Source organism: Nonomuraea sp. C10 (genome assembly GCF_008017515.1).
Classification (GTDB): domain Bacteria; phylum Actinomycetota; class Actinomycetes; order Streptosporangiales; family Streptosporangiaceae; genus Nonomuraea; species Nonomuraea ferruginea.
The window spans coordinates 6,716,340-6,735,676 of record NZ_VPFF01000001.1 but is presented as its reverse complement, the minus strand read 5'-3'; the positions used below and the strand labels follow the sequence as shown (position 1 = coordinate 6,735,676).

20 protein-coding genes, 1 other RNA gene and 1 pseudogene are annotated in these 19,337 nt (G+C 70.8%); 17 read left to right on the top strand and 5 right to left on the bottom strand.

Features of this window, described 5'->3' with window-relative positions; genetic code table 11:
- Positions 1-137 precede the first annotated feature (137 nt).
- The 10 genes and pseudogenes from FR742_RS44790 (at position 138) to FR742_RS30805 (ending at position 5,596) form a co-directional block, all read left to right on the top strand.
- Positions 138-686, top strand: coding sequence for a hypothetical protein (locus FR742_RS44790; RefSeq protein ID WP_187281377.1), 549 nt, complete (start codon positions 138-140; stop codon positions 684-686).
- A 56-nt stretch (positions 687-742) separates the two neighbouring features.
- Positions 743-2,047 carry an SRPBCC family protein gene (locus tag FR742_RS30845; protein ID WP_261808829.1) on the top strand — a complete coding sequence of 435 codons (1,305 nt, stop codon included), beginning with the start codon at positions 743-745 and terminating at the stop codon, positions 2,045-2,047.
- 41 nt (positions 2,048-2,088) lie between these two features.
- Positions 2,089-2,298: pseudogene (gene gvpJ, locus FR742_RS46625) on the top strand (gas vesicle protein GvpJ); the annotation flags it as partial.
- Positions 2,299-2,473: 175 nt separating this feature from the next.
- Complete coding sequence (locus FR742_RS30835) at positions 2,474-3,268, top strand: GvpL/GvpF family gas vesicle protein (RefSeq protein ID WP_148034190.1); 795 nt, start codon at positions 2,474-2,476, stop codon at positions 3,266-3,268.
- 34 nt (positions 3,269-3,302) lie between these two features.
- Positions 3,303-3,527: a gas vesicle protein GvpG gene (locus tag FR742_RS30830; protein ID WP_148034189.1), complete on the top strand. Its 225-nt coding sequence runs from the start codon at positions 3,303-3,305 to the stop codon at positions 3,525-3,527.
- 36 nt (positions 3,528-3,563) lie between these two features.
- Positions 3,564-3,926, top strand: a complete 363-nt coding sequence (locus FR742_RS30825) for a gas vesicle protein (RefSeq protein ID WP_261808828.1) — start codon at positions 3,564-3,566, stop codon at positions 3,924-3,926.
- A gap of 38 nt (positions 3,927-3,964) precedes the next feature.
- Complete coding sequence (gene gvpJ / locus FR742_RS30820; protein WP_148034918.1) at positions 3,965-4,303, top strand: gas vesicle protein GvpJ; 339 nt, start codon at positions 3,965-3,967, stop codon at positions 4,301-4,303.
- On the top strand, positions 4,293-5,075 hold the full coding sequence (locus tag FR742_RS30815; protein ID WP_148034188.1) for a GvpL/GvpF family gas vesicle protein: 783 nt from the start codon (positions 4,293-4,295) through the stop codon (positions 5,073-5,075). Before gvpJ (FR742_RS30820) ends, FR742_RS30815 begins: the two co-directional genes overlap by 11 nt.
- The gene (gene gvpJ, locus FR742_RS30810) at positions 5,062-5,301 is read left to right on the top strand and encodes a gas vesicle protein GvpJ (protein ID WP_148034187.1); all 240 of its coding nucleotides are present in this window, start codon (positions 5,062-5,064) and stop codon (positions 5,299-5,301) included. The genes FR742_RS30815 and gvpJ (FR742_RS30810) overlap by 14 nt, the downstream gene beginning before the upstream one ends.
- Complete coding sequence (locus FR742_RS30805; protein WP_148034186.1) at positions 5,285-5,596, top strand: gas vesicle protein K; 312 nt, start codon at positions 5,285-5,287, stop codon at positions 5,594-5,596. The genes gvpJ (FR742_RS30810) and FR742_RS30805 overlap by 17 nt, the downstream gene beginning before the upstream one ends.
- A 6-nt stretch (positions 5,597-5,602) precedes the next feature.
- Here the strand turns inward: FR742_RS30805 and FR742_RS30800 are convergent, their stop codons facing one another.
- Positions 5,603-6,610 carry a hypothetical protein gene (locus FR742_RS30800; protein ID WP_148034185.1) on the bottom strand — a complete coding sequence of 336 codons (1,008 nt, stop codon included), beginning with the start codon at positions 6,608-6,610 and terminating at the stop codon, positions 5,603-5,605.
- Between the two features lie 48 nt (positions 6,611-6,658).
- Between FR742_RS30800 and prfB the strand changes: the two genes are divergently transcribed.
- A complete protein-coding gene (prfB, locus tag FR742_RS30795; protein ID WP_148034184.1) occupies positions 6,659-7,774 on the top strand; it encodes a peptide chain release factor 2 in 1,116 nt (371 codons plus the stop codon).
- Here the strand turns inward: prfB and FR742_RS30790 are convergent.
- The gene (locus FR742_RS30790) at positions 7,760-7,951 is read right to left on the bottom strand and encodes a hypothetical protein (RefSeq protein WP_148034183.1); all 192 of its coding nucleotides are present in this window, start codon (positions 7,949-7,951) and stop codon (positions 7,760-7,762) included. The genes prfB and FR742_RS30790 overlap by 15 nt on opposite strands.
- Positions 7,952-8,154: 203 nt before the next feature.
- Between FR742_RS30790 and ftsE the strand changes: the two genes are divergently transcribed.
- The 5 genes from ftsE (at position 8,155) to ssrA (ending at position 12,798) form a co-directional block, all read left to right on the top strand.
- Positions 8,155-8,844, top strand: coding sequence for a cell division ATP-binding protein FtsE (ftsE, locus tag FR742_RS30785; RefSeq protein ID WP_091079803.1), 690 nt, complete (start codon positions 8,155-8,157; stop codon positions 8,842-8,844).
- Positions 8,845-8,865: 21 nt separating this feature from the next.
- Positions 8,866-9,774: a permease-like cell division protein FtsX gene (gene ftsX, locus FR742_RS30780; RefSeq protein ID WP_148034182.1), complete on the top strand. Its 909-nt coding sequence runs from the start codon at positions 8,866-8,868 to the stop codon at positions 9,772-9,774.
- A gap of 23 nt (positions 9,775-9,797) precedes the next feature.
- A complete protein-coding gene (smpB, locus tag FR742_RS30775; RefSeq protein ID WP_148034181.1) occupies positions 9,798-10,265 on the top strand; it encodes an SsrA-binding protein SmpB in 468 nt (155 codons plus the stop codon).
- Complete coding sequence (locus tag FR742_RS30770) at positions 10,262-12,118, top strand: penicillin-binding transpeptidase domain-containing protein (RefSeq protein ID WP_148034180.1); 1,857 nt, start codon at positions 10,262-10,264, stop codon at positions 12,116-12,118. The genes smpB and FR742_RS30770 overlap by 4 nt, the downstream gene beginning before the upstream one ends.
- Before the next feature lie 296 nt (positions 12,119-12,414).
- Positions 12,415-12,798: a transfer-messenger RNA gene (gene ssrA, locus FR742_RS30765) on the top strand.
- A 51-nt stretch (positions 12,799-12,849) separates the two neighbouring features.
- Here the strand turns inward: ssrA and FR742_RS30760 are convergent.
- From FR742_RS30760 to FR742_RS30750, 3 genes are read right to left on the bottom strand one after another with little or no spacing between them, the layout of a single operon-like run.
- Positions 12,850-14,424 carry a long-chain-fatty-acid--CoA ligase gene (locus FR742_RS30760; protein ID WP_148034179.1) on the bottom strand — a complete coding sequence of 525 codons (1,575 nt, stop codon included), beginning with the start codon at positions 14,422-14,424 and terminating at the stop codon, positions 12,850-12,852.
- 53 nt (positions 14,425-14,477) lie between these two features.
- Positions 14,478-16,325 (bottom strand): RiPP maturation radical SAM C-methyltransferase, encoded by a 1,848-nt coding sequence (locus FR742_RS30755; RefSeq protein ID WP_187281376.1) that lies wholly within the window; start codon positions 16,323-16,325, stop codon positions 14,478-14,480.
- Positions 16,326-16,333: 8 nt separating this feature from the next.
- Positions 16,334-17,779 (bottom strand): S8 family serine peptidase, encoded by a 1,446-nt coding sequence (locus FR742_RS30750; RefSeq protein ID WP_148034177.1) that lies wholly within the window; start codon positions 17,777-17,779, stop codon positions 16,334-16,336.
- Between the two features lie 217 nt (positions 17,780-17,996).
- On the opposite strand from FR742_RS30750, the gene FR742_RS30745 reads away from it, so the two are divergent.
- Entirely contained in the window at positions 17,997-19,331 is a 1,335-nt protein-coding gene (locus FR742_RS30745) for a S8 family serine peptidase (protein ID WP_148034176.1), read from the top strand.
- The last annotated feature ends 6 nt before the right edge of the window (positions 19,332-19,337 follow it).

Sequence of the window (19,337 nt, the reverse complement as noted above, 5' to 3'; positions counted from 1 at the left end):
TTTCACCGAATGAGGTGCTTTGTCCGAATTACGGGTAGGGCATGCCGCGGCGAACAGGCACCAGCACATTCGGGTCTGTCCGCCTGCACTGCACCAGTGTTCGTCGAGATGGTGAGCGAGCGGAAGGAGCGCTGATCATGTCGAACAAGTTGCAGGTGGCCTTCGCCGTACTCGCCGGCTATTGCCTCGGAAGGCGCCGGAAGCTGCGCACGGCGGCGGCTCTGGCGGCGGCGGGGCTGGCGGGGCGTGCGAGCTGCGGCAACGGAGGCCCGCTCGCGCAGGGCGTCAAGGCGCTCGGCTCGACCCCGGAGCTCCAGCAGCTCACCGAGCGCCTTCGTGGCGAGCTCGTGGAGGCCGGCAAGACGGCGGTCATGACCGCGGCGAGCAGGCAGATCGACTCTCTGAGCCAGAGGCTGCAGGAGCGCGCGGGGTCACTCGGCGGTGTCGGCGAAGCCGCGGACAAGGTCACCAAACAGGCGTCCCGCGACGAAGAAGGCGAAGAAGGCGAAGAAGAGGACTACGAGGAAGAGCCTGAAGAGGAGGCCGGCGAGGAGGAGGGCGAAGAGGAAGAGGCCGAGGAGCCGGCGCGGGCCAAACGGCCGGCGCGGACCCAGGAGAAGGCCGAAGGTGAGGGGGCACGTCGGCGCACGCGTCCCGTCCGGCGGGCCGGCCAGTCACGGGGGTGAGCGAAGTGGCTGATGCGGAGAGATTGAGGAAGGCGGCGACCGGTGCCGTCCGGGGAGTGGCAGGCAAGGCGGGGAGAACGGCCCGCAAGGCCGGCGAAACCGCGACGGAAACGGCCGGGGACCAGGTCAAGGACACCGCGGGGAAGGCGGCTGAGACCGGCCAGGGGGTCGCCGGGAAGGCGGCTGAGACCGGCCAGGGGGTCGCCGGGAAGGCGGCCGAGGCCGGCGAGGGAGTGGCCGGCGGCCTGCCGATGGGCCGGCTGGTGGAGTCGGCTCAGGGTCTCCTGCAGGCCGCGGGGACGCGCGTGCTGTCCTCCGCGGGGGACAAGATCGAAGGCCTGACAGGCCGGCTCACCGACTACGTGGAACACGGGGGCAAGAGTTTGATGAGCGCGGTGACGGGCTCGGACAAACCGGGCGGCTTCCTGGGCGGGGCTCTTAAGGGCGGGCTCAAGGGCGGGCTCAAGGGCGTGATGCAGAAGATCACCGGCGGTGGCGGCGGTGGCGGACGAGGCCACGAGAAGGTCACCAACATCGTGGAGGCGCTCGACGTCGGCGCGCCCCGCCGTCTGGTGTACGACCAGTGGACCCAGTTCCAGGACTTCCCGACCTTCATGAAGAAGGTCGAGACCGTCAAGCAGGACTCCGACGAGGAGCTCACCTGGAAAGCCCAGGTCTTCATGTCGCACCGGAGCTGGAAGGCGACCATCATCGAGCAGATCCCGGACCAGCGGATCATCTGGCGCTCGGAGGGGGAGAAGGGTCGCGTCGACGGGGCGGTGACCTTCCACGAGATCACTCCCGACCTGACCCGGGTCCTGGTGGTGCTGGAGTACCACCCGCAGGGCCTGTTCGAGCGGACCGGCAACCTGTGGCGCGCGCAGGGACGTCGGGTGCGGCTGGAGCTCAAGCACTTCCGGCGGCACGTGATGGCGCACCTCCTGCTGAACCCGGACGAGCTTGAGGGCTGGCGCGGCGAGATCCGCGACAGCGAGGTCGTCAAGGACCACGAGACCGCGGTCCAGGAGGAGCAGGGCGAGCAGGGCGAGGAGGAAGAGGAGCCCGAGGAGCCTGAAGAGGGCGAGCGGGCGGAAGCCGAAGAGCCCGAAGGCGAGGAGGAAGAGGAGGAGCCCGAGGAGGAGGAGGAAGAAGAGGAACCCGAGGAGGAGCCTGAGGAGGAGGAAGAAGAGGAAGAGGAAGAGGAGCCCGAAGAGGAAGAGGAGCCCGAAGAGGAGGAGGAGCCCGAGGAGGAGGAGCCGCCCAGACGGCCCGCCACCGCGCGGCGTCGTGGCACCACGTCCAGACGCCCGGCTCCCGAGCCCGAGCGGCCGGTGCGCCGCCGTCGGGCCAGATCCGAGTAGTCACCCGTCAGGGCCGGTCGGCCACTACCAGGGGGTATGACATGACCGTGCAACCTGCCGGTCGCGGCTCGCCTGCCGGCGGCGGCAGCTCGGGGACGAATCTCGCGGACGTCATCGACACCATTCTCGACAAGGGCCTGGTCATCGACGCCTTCGTCCGCGTCTCACTGGTCGGCATCGAGGTGTTGACCGTGGACGCCCGGATCGTCGTGGCCAGCGTCGACACCTACCTGCGCTTCGCTGAGGCGGTCAACCGCCTCGACCTGTCGACCACGCAGAAGGACCTGCCCGAGGTCGTCCAGGGCGTGACGCAGGCCAAGTCCGTCGACCAGGGCGAGGAGCCCGCGCTCGAAGCCGCCGCCGACGAGGTCGAGGACGTGCCCGAGGAACAGCCCCGCGAGGCACGCCTCAGAGAGGATGACTGAGATGTCACCACGCGGAGAGGCCGCCCGGCCCGCGGACACCTCATCGGCGGACGTGAACGGCACCGCGTCCTACGTGTACGGGATCGTACCCGTGGATGTCGAAGTGGAGCCCGGGACTGAGGGGGTCGGAGAACCCGGCGGCCAGGTGGGACTGGTGACCTTCGGCGAGATCGCGGCCCTGGTGAGCGACGTCCGGGCCGACCGGCCGCTGGGCCGGCCGCGGGACCTGCGGGCGCACCAGACGCTGCTCGACCAGACCGCGGCGGAGGTGCCGGTCCTGCCGTTCCGGTTCGGGGCGGTGCTGACCGGCTCCGACGCCGTCCTGGAGGAGCTGCTGAAGCCGTACCACGACGCGTTCGTCGACGCCCTGCGCGAGGTGGAGGGCCGGACGCAGTACGTGGTCAACGCCCGGTACGACGAGCGGACGATCCTGAGGGAGGTGCTGGAGGAGAACGAAGAGGCCGCGACGCTCAGGGATCGGATCGCCGGCCTGCCCGAGGACGCGACGCGCAACGAGCGCATGCGCCTGGGAGAGATCATCGAGCACGCGATCGCCGGCAAACGGGAGACGGACACGGCGACGGTGCTGGAGGCACTCTCCGACGTGTGCGAACAACTGGTCGTACGCGACGTCGGCCACGAGCGCGAGGCCGCGCACGTGGCCGCGCTGGTGGAGCGGGACAGACAGGCCGAGTTCGAAGAGGCCGTGGACGAGCTGGCCCGCCGGTGGTCGGGCCGCGTCGAGGTTCGCCTGCTCGGGCCGATGGCTCCGTACGACTTCGTGGGTACGGCCTGACCACGGACACGACGTCGTGGAGGAGTGAACATCGTTGGGACTGGGGACGCTGCTCTTTGGCTGGCCGCTGCTGCCGATCTACTCGGTCGTCAAGCTCGGCGAGCTCCTGAGAGACGAGGTCGAGCGGGAGCTGCGCGATCCGGCCGTGGTCCGGCGCCGCCTGGAAGAGGTGGAGCAGGCCAGGGCCGCCGGTCGGATCTCCGAGGAGGAGGAGGCCCGGGCGGTCGAGGAGATCCTGCAGGGGATGACCGGCTGGTGAGGCGGGGGCCGCACCAGCGGATACGGGGGTGATTTCGTGCCTGCCAGGCAGGGGACCCAGCGCAAGCACGCGTCAGGCGGAAAAGGAGCGGACGACGGCGGCGAGGAGCCGCCTCGCCCGCGTTCCGCGGACATCCCGGCCGCCGCGGCGGCCGACATGGGGCTGCGCATGATGAGCGAGCTGACCGGCAAGGACACCGAGAGCGTCACACGGGTCGAGCCGTCGGACGACGGGTGGCTGGTGGGCGTGGAGATCGTGGAGGACCGCCGGATCCCGTCGTCCGGCGACACCCTGGCCCTCTACGAGATCGACCTCGACATGGAGGGCGAACTGCTGTCCTACCGCCGGGTGCGCCGCTACAAGCGGGGCAGCGGCGACCCCGCCGAGGGCCCGCGGTGAGCGCCGTGAGGTCGGGCCCATACGTTCCCGGGTCCTCGATGCAGCAGCAGGGTTACGGCGGCCGCGAGTCGGCCAACCTGGGGGACATCCTGGAACGGGTGCTCGACCGGGGCGTGGTGATCGCCGGTGACATCCAGGTGAACCTGCTCGACATCGAGCTGCTGACGATCAAGCTCCGCCTGCTCATCGCCTCGGTCGACACGGCCAGGGAGATGGGCATCGACTGGTGGGAGCACGACCCGTGGCTGACCGGCGACGCCCACGAGCTGGCCAAGCAGAACCGCAAGCTGCGCCGCCGCCTCGCGGCGCTGGAGGAGATCGTCGCCACGCGGGCGGAAGCCGCCCACGAGCCGGAGGCGGTCGAGCGTGGACGCTGAGCAGGGCGTCTACCTGTACGCGGTGACCCGTGACGAGGGCGGCGAGTCCGACGGCCCGGCAGGCGTCGCCGGTGCCCCCGTGCGCCGTCTGGCGCACCGGGGCCTGGCCGCCTTCATCAGCACGGTGTCGCTCCAGGAGTTCGGCGAGGAGTCGCTGCGGCGCTCGATGGAGGACCTCGCCTGGCTGGAGGAGATCGCGCGCGCCCATCACCGGGTCGTGGAGGCCGTCGCCCGCCGGGGGCCCACGGCCCCGGTGCGGCTGGTCACCGTCTACACGGGTGAGGCGCAGGTCCGGGAGCTCCTCGACGAGCGGCACGCCCAGCTCGACGAGGTGCTGCGCCGGGTGTCGGGCCGGTGGGAGTGGGGCGTGAAGGCCTACGCCGTCGCGGGCCCCGCCGAGCCGGTGGCGGAAACCCAGGACGCGGCGCCGGGGGCCGCCTACCTGAACCGCCGCCGGGCGGCCCTGCGCGGACGTGAGGACGGCTGGCGCCGGGCCGCCGAGCACGCCCAGGCCGTGCACGAGGCGCTGATGGGCATCGCCGTGGCCGGCACCCGCCACCGGGCCCAGGACCCGCAGCTGTCAGGGCGGCGGGAGCAGATGGTGCTCAACGGCGCCTACCTGGTGGACGAGGCCCGCGCCGCCGAGTTCGCCCGGGTGGTCGAGGACCCCGCCGAACGGGGCGTCACCCTGGAGCTCGTCGGCCCCTGGGCGCCCTACTCCTTCGCCGCGCTCGGCCACGACGGTGAGACGGCGTACGGTGACGCCTCCTGAGCCGAGAGGGGGCCGGCTCGCCGCCGAGGGACGCCTGCCCGAGCAGCGGGTGGCGCTCGTCGACCTGCTGGACCGCCTGCTGGCGGGCGGGGTGGTGGTGACGGGCGACGTGGTGCTGTCCATTTCCGGCATCGACCTCGTACGGATCTCCCTGCGGGCGTTGCTGGTGTCGGTACGGGAGGGCGACGCGGTAGACGGAGGGATGCGGCATGACAGAGCCGACTGACCGGCAGGCGGTGAAACCGGGGGAGTGGCGGCTGGAGACCGACGCCGACTCGGTGCAGCGTGACCTGAGCCGCCTGGTGCTGACGCTGATCGAGCTGATCCGTCAGCTCGTGGAGCGTCAGTGTGTGCGGCGGATGGACCGCGGCGAGCTGTCCGGGGAGCAGCTGGAGGCGGTGGGGCTGACCCTGATGAGGCTGGAGGAGGCCATGACCGAGCTGTGCGAGCGGTTCGGCCTGACGCCTGCCGACCTCAACCTCGATCTCGGGCCGCTCGGCACCCTGCTCCCGGAGGACTGACCCCGTTCACTGCCCGGTCGCCTTCGTCAGCGCCCCTTCGTGGCCGACGACCTCCGCCGCGGCCGGGGCCGTCGCCGGGGGGACCGCGGTCACGTACGTGTGGATCTCGGTGAGCCGGAGGTTGCGCCGCACCACCGGCGCCGAGATCGACCAGCGCGCCGAGTCGGGCACCGGGATGTAGTCGTCCTCGGCCGTCTTGGTCGTGGTCGTGGTGGTGCGGGAGAGCGAGTACTGGATGATCGCGCCTCCGTCGCCGGTGCGCAGGGCGTACACGGGGTGGTCGCCGGCCTGGAAGATGGAGTCGTAGCTGAAGCCGGCCTTCTTGGCCTTCTGCCTGGCCTCGGTGATCTGGCTGGCGACGTCGGTGGTGTAGGGGCCGTCGGCGATGAGGCCGGCAGCGACGCCGTCGGTGCCCGTCTCGGCCACGGTGGCGTGCAGAGGACCGATGAGCTGGGGGCGGATGGTGACGCTCCGGTCGTCGCCGGCGATCGCGGTGGCGTACCCCTGGTCGTCGAGGGCGACGTCGGGCCGGTGCGCGGGGTCGAGCAGCCGGGAGGCGGCGCTGAGCCGCCAGTCGCCGTTTCTGGCGAAGGTCAGCATGGTCGGCTCGCCGTCGCGGTCGGCCAGCACCGAGAACCACACCGCCTGCGCGCCCTCGGCGAAGCGCGGCACGTACAGGGTGGGGGAGCCCCACTCGTGGCGGGGCGGCCGGCCGCCGCTGGACAGGTAGGCGACGGCGGTCAGCCGGGCCTCCGAGTCGCGTACGTACTCCATGGCGAGCCGCAGGTCGCCGGAGGCGCGCAGCACGCTGTCGGTGGCGACGAAGGTGGTGAACACCTCGCCCGCCTCGGCGAGCGTCACCTCGGGCTCGGCGGGCGTCGGGTCGGCGGACGGGCTCGGCGAGGCGGCCGCGGGGGTGCGCGAAGGATCCGCGGCGGAACCCGAGCAGCCGGACGCCCCCGCCAGCAGGACGGCGGCGAGCGCCAGCGCCTTACGCCGACCGTGTACACGCACCTGGCCATGTTATTCGGCACCCCCGCCGGTCGCGTACTCTAAGGAGGCGTGGCAGACATCGATCCGGCAGACGCAATCAACGAGCTCGCCGGCACGCTCCGCAGCATCCAGGACGTGCTCGACCTCGACTCCATGCGCAAGCAGATCGAGGAGCTGGAGACGCAGGTCGCCGCCCCCGATCTGTGGGACGAGCCGGACAAGGCGCAGAAGGTCACCAGCAAGCTCTCCCACCTCCAGGGCGAGCTCAACCGCGTCGACGGCCTGAGCCGCCGCCTCGACGACCTCTCGGTCCTGTACGAGCTCGCGGCCGAGGAGGCCGACGACGACACCCGCGCCGAGGCCGACAAGGAGCTGGTCTCGCTGCGCTCCGACATCGGCGCGCTGGAGGTCCGCACCCTCCTGTCGGGCGAGTACGACTCGCGCGAGGCCCTGATGACCATCAACTCCCAGGCGGGCGGCGTCGACGCGGCCGACTGGGCGGAGATGCTGCTGCGGATGTACCTCCGCTGGGCCGAGCGCAAGGGCTACCCCACGGAGGTCTACGAGACCTCGTACGCGGAAGAGGCGGGCATCAAGTCGGCCACCTTCGCGATCAAGTCGCCCTACGCCTACGGCACGCTCAGGGGCGAGCACGGCACCCACCGGCTGGTGCGCATCAGCCCGTTCGACAACCAGGGGCGCCGCCAGACCTCGTTCGCGGGCGTGGACGTGGTGCCGGTCGTCGAGCAGACCGACCACATCGACATCAACGAAGACGAGATCCGCGTCGACGTCTACCGCTCGTCGGGCCCCGGCGGCCAGGGCGTCAACACGACCGACTCGGCCGTGCGCATCACCCACCTGCCGTCCGGCATCGTCGTCTCCTGCCAGAACGAGCGCTCCCAGCTGCAGAACCGCGCGACCGCCATGAACGTCCTCCAGGCCAAGCTGCTCGAGCGCAAGCGGCAGGAGGAGGCGGAGAAGATGTCGGAGCTGCGCGGGGCGACGACCACGTCATGGGGCACGCAGATCCGCAACTACGTCCTTCACCCGTACCAGATCGTGAAGGACCTGCGGACGGCCACGGAGGCGGGCAACCCGAGCGCGGTGCTCGACGGCGATCTCGACCAGTTCATCGAGTCGGAGATCCGCTGGATGCGCCGCCAGGAGTCAGACGCCCAGTAGGTGTTCGAGCACCAGGGTCGCGAAGAGCGCCACGAGGAGGACGATCGCGATCAGGGCGGGTGACAGGCCGGCGAAGCCATGACCGTGCAGCCGCTCGCGGTTGGCTCGGCAGAGGGCGCAGCGGCCTTCGATGACGGGGTGCGCGCACTGCGCGCATACGAGGTGTTGGCAACTCATGTCAGCCCCAAGTCTAGCCGCACAATCGTTTTGTTTCCGTTATGGACGTTCCATGCCAGTCTTCCCTCTAGACTGTGCTCCAGCCAATCGGAACGTCGATCAATGGTAAAGCTGGGCGTCCCCGATCGGTGCGTGGCGGGAAGTGGGCATGTGCCACCCTCGCTTCCGTCCTGACCCCTAGACTGGCATGCCGTGATGCTCTCGTGATCCATTTCGATAATGTCACCAAGGTCTACGCGAACCAGAACAGGCCCGCCCTGGACCACGTCTCTGTCGACGTGGACAAGGGTGAGTTCGTGTTCCTCGTCGGTCCTTCGGGATCAGGCAAGTCCACCTTCCTCCGTCTGATTCTCAAGGAGGAGCGGCCCAACTCCGGCGCGATCCACGTCGCCGGCAAGGACCTGGCCCGCCTCTCCAACTTCAAGGTGCCTCACCTGCGCCGCCGCATCGGCTGCGTGTTCCAGGACTTCAGGCTGCTCCCGAACAAGAACGTCTACGAGAACGTGGCGTTCGCGCTCGAGGTCATCGGCAAGCCGCGGCGGTTCATCCGCAAGGTGGTGCCGGAGGTCATCGAGCTGGTCGGCCTGGAAGGCAAGGCCCACCGCATGCCCGACGAGCTGTCCGGCGGCGAGCAGCAGCGCGTCGCCATGGCCCGGGCGTTCGTCAACCGGCCCATGATCCTGCTGGCCGACGAGCCGACGGGCAACATCGACCCCGCGACGAGCATCGGCATCATGAAGGTGCTCGACCGGATCAACAGGACCGGCACCACGGTCGTCATGGCCACGCACGACGCGGCCATCGTCGACTCCATGCGCAAGCGTGTCGTGGAGCTGGAGGACGGCAAGATCGTCCGCGACCAGTCGCGTGGCGTGTACGGCCAGGCGTACTGACAGGGAGCAGTAGACACAATCATGCGGGCGAACTTCATCTTCTCCGAGGTCTGGATCGGCCTCCGTCGCAACCTGACCATGACGATCGCGGTCATCATCACCGTCGCGGTCGGCATGGCGATGCTGGGCGTCGGCTTGATGATCAACGCCCAGGTCGGCATGATGACGACCTACTGGTACGACAAGGTCGAAGTATCCGTCTTCCTCTGCACCAAGAACAGTGACATGCCCGCCTGCAAGGGCAAGGCCGTCACCCAGGCGCAGACCCAGGCGCTGCAGAAGCAGATCGAAGGGCTTCCCGGAGTCGAGCAGGTCTTCTACGAGGACCAGGCGACGGCCTTCAAGAACTTCCAGGAGGCCTTCAGCGCCAACCAGCCCATGCGCGACGCCACCAAGGTCGAGGACATGCCGACCTCGTTCCGGGTCAAGCTGGCCAACCCGGACAACTACCAGCCGGTGATCCAGGCGTTGCAGGGACAGCCGGGCGTCTCGCAGGTGGTCAACCAGAGAGACCTGATCAGCCAGTTCTTCACCATGCTCGACAAGGTGCGCTGGGCCGCCCTGATCGTGGCCGTCATCCTGGTGCTCGCCGCCGCGCTGCTGATCGGCAACACGGTGCGGTTGTCGGCGTTCAACCGCCGTCGGGAGACGGGCATCATGCGGCTGGTCGGGGCCTCCAACCTCTACATCCAGCTGCCCTTCGTCATGGAAGGCATGATCGCGGGCCTGATCGGCGGCGTGTTCGCCGCGGTCATGCTGATCGTGACCAAGGTCTTCATGTTCGACGAGGTCGCCCAGTATCTGTCGTCCGGCGGGGCGCAGATCGGCTGGGACGACGTGGCCTCGGTGATCACCCTGACTATGATCATCGGTGTGGTGATCTGTGTCCTGGCATCGTTCGTCACTCTCCGCCGATACCTCAGGGTCTGACGAAACGCCGGTAAGGTCGAAGCATGCCACGTGAGACCGGGCGAAAGGTCATCGCCCAGAACAAGCGTGCCCGGCACGACTACCACATCGAAGACACCTTCGAGGCGGGGCTGGTCCTGCAGGGCACGGAGGTGAAGTCGTTGCGGGAGGGCCGCGCCTCACTGGTCGACGGCTACGCCAGCGTCGAAGGCGGCGAAGCGTGGCTGTTCAACGTCCACATCCCCGAATACGCGCAGGGCACCTGGACCAACCACGCAGCCCGCCGCAAGCGCAAGCTCCTGCTCCACCGCAAGGAGATCGACAAGCTCGCCACCCGGGTCAAGGAGGGCGGGCTCACGATCGTACCGCTCCAGCTCTACTTCAAGGACGGCAAGGCCAAGATCGAGATCGGCGTCGCGAGAGGCAAGAAGGACTGGGACAAGCGGCAGTCGCTGGCCGAGAAGCAGGCCAAGCGCGAGATGGCCCGGGCGCTGCGTCACCGCAACCGATGAACCGAGTCCGCCGCACGCTGGCCGCGACCGTCACGCTGGCGATCGCGAGCATGACCTTGACCGGCTGCTTCGAGGAGGCGTCGCCGCACGACGCGGTGCGCGACTTCCTCGTCGGCTGGCAGTCCAACGACTACGAGCTGGCCGCCTCCCGCGCCGACGGTGACCCCGCCGTCGTGCGCAAGGCGCTGTCGGACGCCAAGCTGCAGCTCGACGCGGCCTCGTTCCGGTTCCGCATCAAGAGCGTGCGGGTGACCGGCGACGAGTCGCAGGCCGAGTTCGGCGTCGAGGTCGACCTGGGCGACAACAACCCCTTGTGGACGTACGACAGCGTGCTGCCGCTCCGTCTCGACGACGGCATGTGGAAGGTGAAGTGGTCGCCGGCGGTGCTGCACCCCCAGCTCAAGGAGGGGCAGCGGTTCGCGGTCAAGGCCAAGCCGAAGCCGCGCCAGCCGGTCCTCGACCGCGGCGGCGACCCGCTGCAGCAGGACATGTTCCTGTACGTGGCCGGCGTGGTGCCCGCCCAGCTCGGCGACCGCGCCGAGGAGGTCGTCAAGCAGCTGTCCCAGATCACCGGATACGCGGAGGACCGGCTGCTCAGCCGGATCCGGTCCGCGCCGCCCAACGAGACCGTGCCGCTGATCACCTTCGGCCGCACCCGCTACCAGTCGGTGAGACAGAAGCTCGACGCCATCCCCGAGGTCAAGACCGTCACGGAGAAGCAGCCCGTCGACCCCGCGAGCCCCAAGCAGATCGTCGGCCGGGTCAGCGCGCTCACCCCGGAGACCGAGCAGAAGCTCGGCGGCCCCCAGCGGGCCGGCGACTCGATCGGCCAGAGCGGGCTCCAGCAGGCCTACCAGGGCTACCTGACCGGCTCCACCGAGACCCAGGTGATCATCCTCGACCTCAACACCGGCGAGGAGGTGGCGTCGCTGCAGCAGTGGCCCGGCCGTCAGAACAGGTCGGTGCAGACCACGATCGACAGCGGCGTGCAGGTCGCCGCCGAACGCGCCGTCTCCAGCACCCGCGCCAGCGCCCTGGTGGCGGTCGACAGCTCGACCGGCGAGATCAGGGCGGTCTCCACCCGCGGCCTGCACCAGCAGAACGACGCGCTGGCGGGCCGCTTCCCGGCCGGCACCGCGTTCTCCATCGTGGCGGCCGACGCCATACTCAAGGCCGGGGTGCAGACCAAGCAGAAGCTCCCGTGCCCGGCCGAGCGCACGGTCGGCGGTGCCCGGTTCGTCAGCGCGGCCCAGGTCACCGGCTCCTCGCCCACCTTCCAGCAGAACTTCGCCGCGGGCTGCGTCACCGCGCTGGCCTCGCTCGCCCGCCGGGTGACCGGCGACGACCTGGCCCGGAGCGCCGAGAACTTCGGCATCGGCCTGCCGTGGCAGCTGCCGCTCAAGTCGTTCAGCGGCTCGCGGCCGGCCTTCGACGGCGACGCCGCCAAGGCCAAGGCCATCGCGGGCCAGAACGTCGAGGTGAGCCCGCTCAGCATGGCCCTGGTCGCGGGGGCGGTGGCGTCCGGCACCTGGCGGCCGCCGGTGCTGGTCACCGCGCCCGACACCCCCGACGCCGCCGACGAGGTGACACCCGCGCCGCAGCCCCCGCCCCGGCAGCTCGACCCGCAGGTCCGCGAGGCGCTGACGGCCATGATGAGGGCGGGCGCCCAGGGCACCCCCGCCCAGGCGGGCAGCGGTCGCGTCCACGGCGTGACGTCCGCCGCCACCGGCAAGGAGAACGACGCCTGGTTCGTCGGCTGGCAGGGCGACCTGGCCATCGCCGTGTTCACCAGGAACTACAACCCCGCCGCCGTGGCCGGAAGCTTCTTCGCGGCCCTCGGCGACACTCCGTGATTTTTTCGTGACAAGAAGCAACCATCGGACAGGCCGGTTGCGTCTTACTGAGTGACCGGTCCCGCTCGGGGGGTTGCGGGACCAGTCGTCGTGATGAGATCAGGACTTCATCTCGGGGGAAGTCCTGCCGTCATTGACCGGCTCGACCCTGCCGGTCGCCCCCGGGGGCGTGATGCTGCTGTGCTGCGCTTCCGGGGGCTCCACGGCGTTCGCCGGGAATCAAGTTGGCATCTGGGGTGTTGTCAGAGGTATCGTCGTCATGCTCGATCCTCCGGGATCGTGTTGACAACTCCACAGGGGGTGACTGGCTTCGACTTTGACCTTGCAAGTCAGGAGAAGCGGGCCGAGGACTGCGGACATAACCTCGTTAATCCTGTGACCGCAAACAACAAGTGCCAATTCTAAGCGCACTGAGGTCAGCCAGGGTTCCCTGGCTCTCGCTGCCTAAGTAGCGAAACCTCTGTCAGCCCGAGAGTGCCTTCGGCTCGGGATCTGGCATCGTCAGAAGGCTCAACCGATCGACCCGGCCACGGGGGTGATCGGGAAACCAAACAGTGGCTGAGCCCGTCGGCGACTCGCCTGCGTGATCGCCGGGGCTGAGAAAAGCACAGCAGGCTGCGCCCGGAGAAGCCCTGTCTTGGGGTTGAAGGACGCGGGTTCGATTCCCGCCACCTCCACTCGAAGACGCGGAAAGCCCGGCCGGATCATCCGGCCGGGCTTTCCGCGTTCCGTCAGGAGTCCTGCTTGACCATGTCGCGCAGGCGGTTCTTGAGGATCTTGCCCGAGGCGTTGCGCGGCAGTTCGCTCACCACGACGGCCTTGGTCGGCTTCTTGTACGAGGCGAGCCGGGTCAGGCAGAACTCGGACAGTTCCGCCACCGTGGGCGGGTCGGCCTCGTCGCGCGGGACCACGACGGCGACGGGCGTCTCGCCCCACTTCTCGTGCGGGCTGCCCACCAGGGCGATCTCGCGGACCTTGGGGTGGTCGGCGAGCACGGCCTCGACTTCGGCGCTGTAGATGTTCTCGCCCCCGGAGATGATCATGTCCTTGAGGCGGTCGACGACGTAGAAGAACCCTTCCTCGTCCACCCGGACCAGGTCTCCGGAGTGGAACCAGCCGCCCCGGAACGCCTCCTCGGTCGCCCCCGGGTTGTTCCAGTAGCCGGTCATGGTCTGCGGGCCCCGGTAGACGATCTCCCCGATCTCGCCCTGGGGCACGTCGTTCATGTCCTGGTCCACCACGCGCACCTCGACCAGGGGGACGGGCTTGCCGACCGAGCCGATCTTGCGGATGGCGTCCTCGCCGGGCAGGGACGTGGTGATGGGCGACATCTCCGTCTGCCCGAACACCGACACGTTGGGCACGCCGGGGAAGGCCGCCTCCATCGCCCGCAGGATCGCCGGGGTCGCGGGCGCGGCCCCCCACGAGATGGTGCGCAGCGGGATGTCGCGCTGCGGGAGCGTGGGGCTGGCGCACACGGCCTGCCACTGGGTCGGCACGAGGAAGGCGTTGGTGACCCGCTCCGACTCGACCAGGTCGAGGAACGCCTCGGGGTCGAAGGCGCCGGTCGGCGTGATGACGGTGGTGTAGCCGAAGATGAGGTTCGGCACGATCACGCCGACCGCGGCGATGTGGAACATCGGTGAGGTGACGACGCAGATCTCGTCGGCGCCCGGACGCAACGTCTGCAGCAGGGTGATCGTCTGGCCGAGGAGGTTCTCGTACGTGAGCATGGCGCCCTTGGGCAGGCCCGTCGTCCCCGACGTGTACATGATCAGGGCGACCGCGCCGAGGTCGGCGGGGCCGCTCGCCCCGCTCGGCGTCGCGCCCGCGACGGCTTCCTCGTAGCGTTCCGCGCCCGCGCCGGCGGCGTCCGGGGCGTCGCCGACGACCAGGCAGGGCAGCTCGGTCTCCTTCCCCGCCCGCACCGCGGCGACCACCGGGGCCAGCGGCTGCTCCACCACGATCGCGCACGAGCCCGAGTCCTCGGCGAGGTACGAGACCTCGGCCGCGACCAGCCGGAAGTTGACCGGGACGGCGATGGCGCCGAGCCTGTTGATCGCCACCAGTGTCTCGACGAACTCGGGACGGTTGGTCAGGAGCACCAGGACCCGGTCGCCCTCGCCCACGCCGCGGGCTTCGAGCGCGGCGGAGAGGCGGCGGCTGCGCTCGTCCAGCTCGGCCCAGGTCGTCGTCTCGCCCTTGAACCGTATGGCGGGCCGTCCTGGCTGTGCGCCGGCGTGTTTGGTCACCTGGTGGACCCAGGTGAGTCGCTGGTGGGGGTGGGCACTGTGGACCGTGCTCATGTTCTTCCTTCCCGTCCCTCGGCTGTAAGTGAGAACTTACAGCCGGGTGCCCGTCAAGGTCGAGAGTCGGCGGACGTCCTGGCCGGCACGCGGATCCCCAGCGCCAGCCACTGATCGCCGGTCCGGACCATGAGCCGTCGCCGCAGGCAGTCCGCGAGGAATGCGAGCACCTCCTCAGCCGTCGCCCCCGCGGCCGTGCCGGCGGCGACGGCCGCGCGCTCCGCCGTGACCCTGTCGCACTGGGCGTACACCGCCGCCCGCCAGCCGGTCAGCCGGAACGACACCGTCCGTTCGTCGCGGGTGTCGACCAGGACCAGCCCGCCGTCGGGGTGCGCCAGCAGCGCGAGCGTGCCGTTGCCGCCGCGCTCGATCCACCGCCGCACCCGCTTCATGACCGGCCCGGCGTGGTCCAGGGGGCGCATGCCGTCGGCGTAGTCGAAGTCGAAGTAGTACGCGATGCGCCGCAGGGCCTCGTCCGGGAAGGGGTAGAGGCACCGGTACACCTCCATGGGCCGCACGCCGGTCATCCCGAACCGCTCCGGATCCTGGTGGAAAGGGCTGAACCGGTCGAGCCGGATGGCGTCCATGCCGTCCGGCGGCTGGAGGAAGTCGCACGCGTCCAGCAGGGGCAGCATCGACGCGTAGTCCTCGGCGGTCTCCCCGGGGAAGCCGAAGAGCAGGTTCCAGCGCGCGGTGACGCCGAACTCCGCGCACCACTTGAGGAGCTGGATGTTGCGCAGGGCCGTGGTCCCCTTGCGCATCAGCGCCAGCACGTGGTCGCTGAGGCTCTCCAGGCCAGGCTGGATCTCGCGGACCCCGGCGTCGGCGAGCAGCTTCACCTGGGCGGCGCTGAGGTTGGCCTTGACCTCGTAGAACAGGTCGGCAGGCGCTCCGGCGGCGGCGAGCGCGGGCAGCAGCGTGGTGAAGTACCGCATGTCGAGGATGTTGTCGACGACGCCCGCCGTGGTGAGGCCGTGGCGCCGGGTCAGGTGCTCGATCTCGTCCAGCACGCGCTCGGGCGACTTGCTGCGGAACGTCATCGCCTCGCCGTTCAGCCCGCAGAACGTGCAGTGGTGCCTGGCCCCCCACCAGCAGCCCCGCGAGGTCTCCAGCAGCAGGCGGGGGCGGACGGCGGCGCCCTCGGCGCTGCCGCCGAGGGCGTCGAAGTAGGCGTCGAAGCAGGGGACGGGCAGGGCGTCGAGGTCGGTGATCGGCGCGGCGGGCGGGGTGCGGACGCTCGCGCCGTCCCTGCGCACGATCAGGCCCGGCACCTCGTCCACCGCCGCGCCGGCGCGCATCCGCTGGACGAGGGCGGGGAACGACACGTCGGCCTCGCCGCCGCAGACGACGTCCACGAACGGGAAGCGCGCGTGCAGCTCGTGGCCCATGTCGCCTTCCCAGTTGGCGCCGCCGAAGACGGTGACGACGCCGGGATGGCGTTCCTTGACCCGCCGGGCGAGCGCGAGCGAGGCGAGGTTCTGCTCGAAGGTGGAGGTGAACCCGACGAGGTCGTAGTCCGTCCAGGCGATCGAGGCCAGGCAGCGGTCGAGGAAGCGGGCGCAGGAGCCGCGCAGCCTCCGCAGCCTGGCGATCGTCTCCGGGGGCTGCCGGTGGACGCCGCGCAGGACGGTCTCGTCGTACGCGTCGTCGGCCGCCGGTCGTTCGCCGTGGAGCGCGGCGGCGAACAGCCACTCGCCGGCGAAGGCGGTGTGCGGCAGCCGGCCCTGCACCCACTGGTAGTCCGGCAGGCCGATCAGATCGGCGAGGTCGAAGCCGAGATAGCGGACGTCGCAGGCCACGCCGTCGCGCCGGAGCGCGGCCTGGAGCAGGCTCAGCCCGAGCGAGGGGCGGTCGAGCCCGTGCCAGGGCATGCTGACCAGCAGGACGCGGTAGGTGGACACGGCCGGGCCTAGTCGCAGTTCAGCCCGCGGATGGAACATTCGATGTAGGTGGTCTGGGCCGAGCTCTGGGCCGCGTAGGCGTCGATGAGCCCGCTGCCGGTCGCGCGGTCCGGCCCGGCCGTCGCCTGGTGGTTCATGCCCGGGGCGTTGAAGCAACTGCCGGTCGTCACGTCCCTCGCCGTGGCCCTGAGGAGCTGCTTCATCCGGGTGGGCGAGATCCCCGGCCACGAGCCCTTCACGAGGGCGCAGACGCCCGCCGCCTGGGCTGCCGCCGCCGAGGTGCCGCTGAAGACCGCCCAGCCGTCGTCGGACTTGGTGTCGTCCGCGCTGTCGGCGAAGGTCTCGTCGACGAACGAGCCCGGCTGGGTGGGCAGCATGATGTACGAGGCGTTCGGCTGCAGGCCGACGAGGCCCACGATGTCGGGCACCCGCCGGCCGGGGAAGATGTCGCTGGTGAAGCCGCTGGCGTAGTCGGACGCCCGAAGGTTGCCGCCGGCGTCCAGATGGGCGCCGCCCACCGAGATGACGTCCGGGTGCTGGCCGGGGAAGGCGTACTGCCCGTTGCCCGCGGGACACACCACGGTGATGCCGTTCGACACGGCCAGCGCGATCTCGTCGGAGAGGATGACGTCCGCGCCCGACAGAGGACCGGTCACGTTGTGCCCGGCCCAGCTGAAGCAGATGATGTCGGGCCACAGCCCCGCCGCCTCGGTGAACGCCTGGGTCGTGTTGGTCGCGGTGCTCTTCACCACCGTGACCTTGGCCTGGGGGGCGAGGGCCAGGATGAGCGCGGCCATCGCGGTGCCGTGACCATGGGGGTCGTCCGCGGGGTTCGCGGTCCCGGGCGAGAGCACGGTGGTCACGGGCTGGTAGCCCTTGCCGGTGAAGTACGGATGCGGGTAGCAGCCCGAGTCGACCAGCGCCACGTGCACGCCCGCACCGCTCTTGCCCTGCTGGTGGACGATGTCGGCGCGGAGCGCGTGGGCCACGTCCGCGGGCACGCGGAGATGCCAGTAGCCGGTGGCGGGCCCGGCCGGGCTCTGGCACAGGAACCGGGGCTCCTCGATCGCGATCCCCGCGAGCAGCGCGGCGAACTCGGTGCCCTCGGTGCCGATGACGCCCGGCGTGCGCGCCTGCTCGCAGTCCACGAAGGTGACGTCCCTGTCGGCGCCGTCGGGCTCGGGCCGGCGGCGTTCCCCGGCGGTGAGCCGGCAGCCGAACACGCGCTCGTACAGGCCGGGAGGACCGGAGATGCCGATCGACGTCGAGGACGGTCTGCGTACCGTGAACCCGGCGGCCTGGAGCCGGGCGGCGGCCTCGATGACCACGGCGTCGTCGCAGACGGCGGCGGCCGCCCGGTCGGCGGTCAGCGCGACCAGCGCGAAGGGCGAGACCCCGGCGGCCGGTCGCGGCGCGGCCAGGGCGTGCACGATCTCGGGCAGGGGATGTGTCATGGCGGGCTCCTCCGTGTGGGGGTTCGGGCGGCGCTTCCGGACTTTAGAACGGCGCCCGGCGGGCCTGCCTCAGGTGCCGGCCTGGGGATAACCCTGATGATCGGCGCCCGGGGCGAAACCCTGGGCCGCACCCTGGGGCACGCGGGCGGCGTCACCTCTACCTTCGGCGTCAGAACTGTCCGGGGGTCCGGCCCGCGCACCGTGCGGAGGGTGAGTCATGGCGGCGAGGAAGCTGGGCAAGGGCCTGCTCGACACGGTCGCCAGGGCGGGTGCGGAAGAGGTCGTCACGGCTCTGGTCCGGCCGCGGGCGGCGGGACCCGACCGGGCCGCCGTGGCGCGGATCCGGTCGCTCGCGGACGGCGAGCGGCTCGCCACCCGCCCGTCGGAGCTGCTCCGGCTGGTGACGGAGCGCTACGGCCGGGGGAGGAGCTTCCGGGCCAACCTCCAGAGCGAGCTCCAGGAGGTCTGGGCGAAGGTGGCGGGGGCGGCGCCGTACGCGAGCGTGCTCTGGCTCGCGCGGGCGGTCGCGGTCGCCGGGACCAGGGCGGAGCTGCGGGAGCTCGCCCGCCACGAGGAGGTGGCGCGGATCGAGGCCAACCCGGTGTTCGGCGTCTCCAGGGTGCCGCACACGCCGGTCGAGCCCGGGCCGGCGGCGGACGGCGTCGCGTGGGGGGTGGCCAGGATCGGCGCCCCGGCCGTGTGGGAGGGGTTCGGCCGTGGCGGCGGCCTGCTGATCGGGCACGTGGACACCGGCATCGACGACGGCCACCCGGCTCTGGCCGGGCGGGTCGCGGCCTTCCAGGAGTTCGACGCGCTGGGGATGCCCGTGGTGTCCATCCCGCACGACTCGGACACGCACGGGACGCACACCGCGGGCGTCCTGGCCGGAGGGACGGCCCGGGGGACGCGCATCGGGGTGGCGCCGGACGCCCTGCTGGTGTCGGCGCTCGCGCTCCCCGGCGGGTCGGGGACGTTCGCGCAGATCGTCGCCGGCGCGCAGTGGGCCGTGGAGCAGGGCGCCGACGTGGTGAGCATGGCGCACGCGAGCGGCCGTCACCCTGACATGTGGCGGCTCCCCCTGCTCAACCTGACCCTGTCGGGCGTCGTGCCGGTGGCGCCCGTCGGTGACTGCGGGCACGGGGCGAGCCGCTGCCCGGGGAACGACCTGTCCGGCATCGGCGTCGGGGCCACCGATCCGCACGACACGATCGCCGCCTTCAGCGGCGGGCAGTTGCTGTCCGTGCCGTGGTCCGGCGCCCCGGCGACCTACTCCAAGCCGGACGTCAGCGCGCCCGGCGTGGGTATCCCGTCGGCCGCGCCGGGCGGCGCCCTCGTCGCGGCCAGCGGCACGTCCTTGGCCGCCGCGCACGTCGCGGGGGCCGTGGCCCTGCTCCAGTCCGCCGTCCCCGCGCTGCGCGGCGATCCGTTCGCCACCCGGGCCGTCCTGCTGGCCGCCGTGCGGGCGCGCGGGGAGGCGGGCCGGGACCAGCGGTTCGGCTTCGGCCGGGTGGACGCCCGGTCGTCGGTGCGGCGGGCGGTGGCCTTCACCTGATCCCCT

What these genes read in the sequence shown, in the direction of transcription:
- FR742_RS30770 (WP_148034180.1), top strand. Translation starts at nt 10,262, where the DNA reads ATGAACCGAGTCCGCCGCACGCTGGCCGCGACCGTCACGCTGGCGATC.
- FR742_RS30750 (WP_148034177.1), bottom strand. Translation starts at nt 17,779, where the DNA reads ATGACACATCCCCTGCCCGAGATCGTGCACGCCCTGGCCGCGCCGCGA.
- FR742_RS30835 (WP_148034190.1), top strand. Translation starts at nt 2,474, where the DNA reads ATGTCACCACGCGGAGAGGCCGCCCGGCCCGCGGACACCTCATCGGCG.
- FR742_RS30805 (WP_148034186.1), top strand. Translation starts at nt 5,285, where the DNA reads ATGACAGAGCCGACTGACCGGCAGGCGGTGAAACCGGGGGAGTGGCGG.
- ftsX (WP_148034182.1), top strand. Translation starts at nt 8,866, where the DNA reads ATGCGGGCGAACTTCATCTTCTCCGAGGTCTGGATCGGCCTCCGTCGC.
- FR742_RS30790 (WP_148034183.1), bottom strand. Translation starts at nt 7,951, where the DNA reads ATGAGTTGCCAACACCTCGTATGCGCGCAGTGCGCGCACCCCGTCATC.
- FR742_RS44790 (WP_187281377.1), top strand. Translation starts at nt 138, where the DNA reads ATGTCGAACAAGTTGCAGGTGGCCTTCGCCGTACTCGCCGGCTATTGC.
- FR742_RS30760 (WP_148034179.1), bottom strand. Translation starts at nt 14,424, where the DNA reads ATGAGCACGGTCCACAGTGCCCACCCCCACCAGCGACTCACCTGGGTC.
- gvpJ (WP_148034918.1), top strand. Translation starts at nt 3,965, where the DNA reads ATGCAGCAGCAGGGTTACGGCGGCCGCGAGTCGGCCAACCTGGGGGAC.
- FR742_RS30745 (WP_148034176.1), top strand. Translation starts at nt 17,997, where the DNA reads ATGGCGGCGAGGAAGCTGGGCAAGGGCCTGCTCGACACGGTCGCCAGG.
- smpB (WP_148034181.1), top strand. Translation starts at nt 9,798, where the DNA reads ATGCCACGTGAGACCGGGCGAAAGGTCATCGCCCAGAACAAGCGTGCC.